General features: G+C 49.8%; 5 protein-coding genes. All 5 read left to right on the top strand.

Translation table 11 applies throughout. The features are described 5' to 3' along the window. Positions 1-90 precede the first annotated feature (90 nt). The 5 genes from ACTHMC_RS26310 to ACTHMC_RS26290 all read left to right on the top strand — a co-directional run bounded on the left by ACTHMC_RS26310 (position 91) and on the right by ACTHMC_RS26290 (position 7,103). The gene (locus tag ACTHMC_RS26310) at positions 91-1,557 is read left to right on the top strand and encodes a SusC/RagA family TonB-linked outer membrane protein (RefSeq protein WP_440417878.1); all 1,467 of its coding nucleotides are present in this window, start codon (positions 91-93) and stop codon (positions 1,555-1,557) included. 17 nt (positions 1,558-1,574) lie between these two features. Then, positions 1,575-3,104: a RagB/SusD family nutrient uptake outer membrane protein gene (locus ACTHMC_RS26305; RefSeq protein ID WP_440417876.1), complete on the top strand. Its 1,530-nt coding sequence runs from the start codon at positions 1,575-1,577 to the stop codon at positions 3,102-3,104. Positions 3,105-3,150: 46 nt separating this feature from the next. After that, the gene (locus ACTHMC_RS26300; protein ID WP_440417875.1) at positions 3,151-3,981 is read left to right on the top strand and encodes a LamG domain-containing protein; all 831 of its coding nucleotides are present in this window, start codon (positions 3,151-3,153) and stop codon (positions 3,979-3,981) included. 67 nt (positions 3,982-4,048) lie between these two features. Further along, positions 4,049-5,713, top strand: coding sequence for a glucoamylase family protein (locus ACTHMC_RS26295; protein WP_440417874.1), 1,665 nt, complete (start codon positions 4,049-4,051; stop codon positions 5,711-5,713). 22 nt (positions 5,714-5,735) lie between these two features. After that, entirely contained in the window at positions 5,736-7,103 is a 1,368-nt protein-coding gene (locus ACTHMC_RS26290; RefSeq protein WP_440417873.1) for a glucoamylase family protein, read from the top strand. The last annotated feature ends 19 nt before the right edge of the window (positions 7,104-7,122 follow it).

Below are 7,122 nucleotides of genomic sequence, written 5' to 3'. Positions count from 1 at the left end.
ACTTAGTTCAGCGCTTATGAAGAAACCAATGGTTCCGTTACCCAGTTCGCAAACGGAACACCCATTCCGCGCGACAAACGTTTCTGGTACGTGGATAATTTCTTCGGAGACCCTGCCACCAGGATATCCGGAATCAGTCCGGAGAATGATGACTTCGCCAATCCCAAACCTTTACAATGGGAGCAGGCAACTGTATCTTATTTATTCAGGGCCCTGTACAATTTCAAGGGGAAATACATGCTGAACGCCTCTTTCAGAAGAGATGGTTCTTCCGAGATCTCTCCTGCCAACCGCTTCCAGAACTTCTTTGCAGTAGGTGCCGCCTGGGATATGACCAGAGAGAAATTCATGGAAAGACAAACCATCTTTGATTATGTGAAGCTGAAGGCTTCATGGGGCGTACTTGGAAACCAGTATACAGGCATTCACTATCCATTCTATCCACAGCTGATCAGTGGCTCCAGCGCCGTATTCGGAGACAATGTGGTAGCGGCTTATACCCCCAGTTATATTGCTGACCAGAACATGAAATGGGAGCAGGTGCGCTCTGTAGAAGGTGGCTTTGAACTGGCAACCCTCAAGAACCGCCTCCGTGTGGAAGCAGCCTATTATCATAAAAAAACCACTGACCTGCTGACCAACTACCCGGGCATCAGCGGCCAGAAGCCAGGTATCACCAATGCAGGTGAAATAGAGAACAAAGGCATTGAAGCCTCCGCTACCTGGACTGACAAGCTGCCTAACGGTTTCGGATATTCGATCAGTGGTAATATCACCACATTCAAGAACAAAGTACTGAGCATATATCAGACCGGTTTTGAGATAATAGCCAATGCCAGCCGCGTTACAGCCGGAATGCCCATCGGGTATTACTACGGTTATGTGGTGGAAGGTGTTTACCAGACCTATGCGGAAAAGATGTCTTCTCCCAATGCCAGCTTCCTGGGTGAATATGGTCCCGGCGATCTGAAATATAAAGATGTGGCGGGTCCCAAAGACGCCAATGGCAAACCCACCGGCCCTGACGGTAAGATCGATGACAACGACCGTACCCTGATCGGCAATCCCACACCTGACTTCATTTACGGATTCTCGCTGGGAGCTGACTACAAAGGCTTCGACCTGTCGCTCGACTTCCAGGGTGTATACGGCAACGAAATTTTCAGAAGCTGGGGTAACGGTAATACTTATGCCGTGTTCAATTACAGGGAAGACAGGCTTAACAGGTGGCATGGACCCGGCACCAGCAACTGGGAACCACAGCTGAACGACCAGCGAGCCATCAACAAACAACCATCTTCTTATATGGTGGAAGACGGCAGCTACCTTCGTATCCGCAATATCAGCCTTGGCTACAATGTAAAAGTGAAGAAAGTTGGGATCACCCGCTTCATGCAAAGCTGCAGGGTATTTGTGAATGTACAGAACCTGAAAACATTTAAGGAAACTTCAGGTTTCTCTCCAGAATATGGCGGCTCGGCTATTGAATTTGGTGTAGACAGAGGATCCTACCCGCTGCCTGCTATTTACTCTGCCGGTTTCAATGTTACGTTCTAACAAAAAACTTAATGATCATGACACTCAATAATAAATGGATCAGCGCGCTGTTGCCCGTAGTGCTCCTGGTGGCCGGAGTAACAGGCTGCTCTAAATTCCTCGACAGAAAGCCGCTCGGCGTGGGAACCGAAGACGATATCGTGCAGGGAGGCGTGGAAGGAAAAGTATTCTCGCTTTATGGGGAGCTCCGCAAAGATGGAATGAGCGGATTCCCTACACTCGGCTTCAAAAATATCCGTTCAGACGATGCCGCCAAAGGCAGCACCACTGGTGATGCCGGTTTCATCACTCCTATTTTTGACCAGTACCAGTATGATGCCGCACAGGGACAGGCCACTGTTTACTGGGATGATCACTATTATTTCATCACACTCTGCAACGCCGTGATCCATGATGTGGACTCCATGAAGCTCACAGATCAGGCCAGTCAGCAGAACCGTGCTGAAGCTACTTTCCTGCGCGCGCTTGCTTATTTTGACCTGGTGCGCGACTTCGGAGATGTGCCTAAAATAGATTTCAAGATCTACAAACCCGAAGATGCAAACATCGCCAAATCAACTGCCGCTCAGATCTACACCCTCATTGATGCAGACCTTGATTTTGCCATCGCCAACCTGCCTCCGGAATGGCCCGCTAAATTCATTGGCCGTGCTACTAAAGGAGCAGCTGATGGACTGAAGGCAAAAACATTACTCTATCGTAAGAACTGGGCAGGTGCACTTGCCAAGGCAGAAGACGTGATCGGCTCTCACAGGTATGAGCTCATCAGTCCATATTACAGGTTGTTTAAAGAAGAAGGAGAGAATTCACTTGAATCCTTATTCGAAATCCAGATGTACGTGAATGTCAACGGATCCGTGAACCTGGGCAATAACCACAACCAGGTACAGGGGGTGCGTGGTTCCGGAGACTGGGATCTGGGCTGGGGCTTCAATGTTCCCACGCAAGCGCTGGTTGACTTCTACGAAGACAGCGATCCCCGCAAAGACGCTACTATCCTTTATTCCGGACAGTCCGACGGCGGTTCTTCCACAGGTGGCTACGGCAGAACCCTGCCGCCTTTTCCTCCGCTGGCGCAGCCTTACTGGAATAAGAAAGTATATACAGACCCCGTTCGCCGCAGTAAGATCACCATTTTTTCCGGTGACCCTCATTTCAGCAGATGGCTTAATATCGGTATCCTCCGTTACGCGGATGTATTGCTGATGGCCGCTGAAGCAGCCAATGAACTGGGTGGAGCAGCCAATACCACCAAGGCATTGGGCTACCTGGAAGAAGTTCGTTTCCGCGCAAGAAATGGAAACAACGCCATTCTTCCGAAAGTTACCACCACTGACCAGGCGGAGCTGCGCGAGGCCATTTACAAAGAAAGAAGAGCAGAGCTGGCCATGGAAGGCGAGAGATTCTATGACCTCGTAAGATGGGACAGGGCGTTGACAGTGCTGGGACCACTGGGATACCAGGCGAGAAGCAAATTCTATCCTATCCCACAAAGTGCTATCGATAAATCCGGTGGCAAGCTGGTGCAGAACCCTGATTACAATTAAGGGTTGAGGTACACGAATTCATTCTTTCAATCTGAAAAGAACTTTTATGAAAAGCAATCAATCACTGATCACCATATGCCTGCTGGCCGCATTGGCCGGCGTTGCCTGCCAGAAACTGGACAGGCCTGGTATGCCCAACTTTCCCAAAGACCCGGACAATCCCGGCGGCATACTGAAGTTCTATACTGCATTTGAGAATACTGAAGTGGATAGCATCAGGGCCAATTTCGGCACACAGGTGAACGCCACTTTTGAAGCGGGAGTAACAGGGAAAGCTTATAAAGGCAGTTCTAACTCCTATATCAAATATCCGTCCGCCAACGACTTTGCAAAAGTCACCAGCTTCACCATTTCGTTCTGGATGAAAAAAACGCCGCATGCGCCGGGTTCAGGGGCTGAGTTTGTTTTCGCCCTGCCAACTACTACAGACATCTGGCACAAAAGCGAATCCTTCCTGCTGATTGAAGACGGTAACCAGAGCACCGCTGCCCTGGGTGCATTCAAGTTCATGATACAGGACCAGTGGTTTGAATTTGTGGGAGCCAACCGTCTGCAGAATGTGCTCAATGACCAGTGGCATCATCTGGCCTTTGTTTATGATGAAACCACTTCAAAGCTCACTACCTACATTGATGGCAATGCGCTTACCGGCCTGCCTGCAAACCTTACTGACGTGAAGAATGCCGGTAATCCCCGTGGAAAGCTCAGCTTCAAAAATGTAAGTGGTTTTGTGATCGGAGGTCCCAGCCACCTGGCTTTGAATGCTACGCCGGACAGCTGGATGGTGAAGTACACAGGCTCGCTTGACCAGTTCCGCATTTACGGGAAGGCGCTGTCTGCAACCGAAATAACAGCACTTTTTAATAGCAAGCAGTAGTTTAATAAAGAAGGGCTCCGTATTGCGGAGTCCTTCACATTTATCGTTCCCTATATCGCTGATCATTATGCGAAATTTACTGATATTGACAGCAGTTGCTTTTTGCACGGCCGCCTGCAGTCGCGGCGGTGCTGAGCCGGATCCAGATCCGCCGCCATCACCTGTGCATTTCAATTTCACTTATCATACGGTGAATGGAAGGCCTGCTCAGAATTTCAACTATGATGTGCCGAGGCAGCCACAGATCAGATTCAAGCTGCCGGCAAAAATTGATAAAGCCACTGTCAGTGCAGCAGTATCGCTTACAAAGCAACCAGGTGGCGCCATTCCATTGAACCTGACCTACGAAGCGGGTGACAGCATTCTGGTAGTACAACCGGCTCAACCCCTGGGGTATTACGAAAAATATTTTCTGGAAGTAGCATCGTCACTCAGATCGGGCAACGGCGGGCGTTTGATAACGCCCGTGCAGTTGCATTTTGTAACATCACTGGATTCATCCGATAAATTTCCACGGATCACTGATGAACAATTGCTCACCAAAGTACAGGAACAGACCTTTCGTTACTTCTGGGACTTTGCGCATCCCATCAGTGGCCTGGCCAGGGAAAGGAATTCCTCCGGAGATATCGTAACATCCGGAGGCTCCGGCTTCGGAATCATGGCGCTGCTGGTCGGCGTTCACCGGAATTTCATCACGCGCGCAGAAGCGCGTGTCAGACTTCAGACGATGGTGAGCTTTTTGAAGAATGCAGAGAAAGTACATGGCGCTTTCCCGCACTGGCTCAACGGAGCTACAGGAAAGATCTTCGCTTTCAGCACCAAAGACAATGGAGCAGACCTGGTGGAAACCTCCTATCTCATGCAGGGCCTGCTCACGGCCAGGCAGTTCTTCAACGCTGCCGATGCAGCAGAAACCACTCTGAGAGCGGATATCAACAGTCTCTGGCAGGATGTGGAATGGAGCTGGTTCCGCAGGAACAATGAACAGGTGCTTTACTGGCATTACAGCAATGAGTACAACTGGGAGATGAATATGCCCATCAAAGGATGGAACGAATGCCTGATCACCTACGTACTGGCAGCATCCGCTCCGGTACACAAGATCCCTGCATCTGTATATGATCAGGGCTGGGCCAGCGGAGGCCCCATGATCAACAACAATAATTATCACGGCATCAAACTGCCACTGGGACCCGCTTTCGGAGGACCTCTCTTCTTTTCTCATTACTCCTTCCTGGCCCTCGATCCCCGCGGACTGTCGGATGCTTATGGCAATTATGAGCAGCAGGTGACCAATCATTCCCTTATCAACCAAAAACATTGCATCAATAATCCGAACAACCAGTTTGGTTATTCCGATCAATGCTGGGGACTTACTGCCAGCGATATTTCCGGTGGTTACGCTGCGTCCTCACCTACCAATGACCTGGGCGTGATTGCTCCCACAGCTGCTTTGAGCTCCATGCCATACACCCCGGCAGAGTCCATGAAGGCACTGAAATTCTTTTATTATGTACTGGGTGATAAACTCTTTAAACAATACGGCTTCATAGATGCTTTTTCCCTGAAAGACCAATGGTTTGCGGATTCGTTCCTGGCCATCGACCAGGGACCGGTCATCATTATGATAGAAAACCACCGGAGTGGACTGCTCTGGGATCTTTTCATGAGTTGTACGGAAGTGAAAACGGGATTACAACAGCTGGGATTTACCTATCCCGGCAATTAAACAGGACTATTAAAAAGTGAAAATGACGAAGGTATTCAAATATCTCTTGGTTTCGGTTGTGCTTGCAGGTTGTACATATGCATTACAGGCGCAGAAGAAAACAGTAAAGAAAGCTGCGAAAGATTCTGTCAGTACGGCCATCATTCCCAATCTCACAGACGATCAGTTGATGGACCTGGTGCAACGCCAGACCTTCCGCTACTTCTGGGATTTTGGTCATCCTGTATCAGGGCTCAGTCGCGAACGCAGCAATATTGCTTATGATTATGGAGATGAAGTGGTCACCACCGGTGGAACGGGCTTCGGTATCATGGCCATACTGGTGGCGGCAGAACGGGGTTGGGTGACGAGGGATTCTGCGTTGGCCAGGGTTCAGAAAATGGCCACCTTCCTCAGCAAGGCGGATCATTACCATGGCATCTTTGCGCATTGGATGAATGGCAGCACCGGCAAAACCATACCTTTCAGCCGGAAAGATGACGGAGCAGATATCGTGGAGAGCTCCTTTCTATTTCAGGGATTGCTTTGTGCACGTCAGTATTTCAACAAAGCCACTCCCGGAGAGGAGCGGCTTCGTAATACCATTAACTGGCTCTGGAATGAAGCAGAGTGGGACTGGTTTACGCAGGGTGGCAGGAATGTGCTCTACTGGCACTGGAGCCCCAACAACGGCTGGGCCATGAACTTCGAGATCCGCGGATTCAATGAATGTTTGATTACCTACGTGATGGCTGCCTCTTCTCCTCGCTATCCCGTGAAACCCGATGTGTACCACCAGGGCTGGGTTAACAGCTGGTTCTTCCGCAACGGAAGAGAGTTTTACGGCATCAAACTGCCGCTGGGCTTTGATTATGGCGGACCACTTTTCTTTTCACATTACTCTTTCCTGGGCCTCGATCCCCATGGACTGAAAGACCGCTACGCAGATTACTGGGAACAGACAACCGCGCATGTGAAAATCAACAGGCAACACTGCATACTCAATCCGAAAAAGTTCAAAGGATATGGCGAAGACTGCTGGGGCCTGACCGCCAGTGATACCTATAATGGTTACAATGCGCATGCTCCGGATAATGATAATGGCACTATTTCTCCCACCGCTGCCCTCAGCTCCTTCCCATATTCACCCAAAGAGAGCATGCAGGCACTACGTCATTTCTATTACCAGCTGGGTGATAAGATCTGGACGAAATATGGATTTGTGGATGCCTTCAATGAGACCCAGAACTGGGTGGCCGGCTCCCACCTGGCCATCGACCAGGGGCCGATCATTGTGATGATGGAGAACCATCGCTCAGGTTTGCTCTGGAAATTATTCATGAGCTGCCCTGAAATTCAGCAGGGATTGAAAAAACTGGGCTTTGAAAGCCCTTACCTGAAAAACCTGTAAAAGATCACCGGTTCTGGTT

Origin of the sequence: Pseudobacter sp., assembly GCF_051955275.1 — a bacterium.
Lineage (GTDB): Bacteria > Bacteroidota > Bacteroidia > Chitinophagales > Chitinophagaceae > Pseudobacter.
The sequence above is the reverse complement of the archived record's forward strand: the minus strand, read 5'-3'. Positions and strand labels throughout refer to the sequence as shown.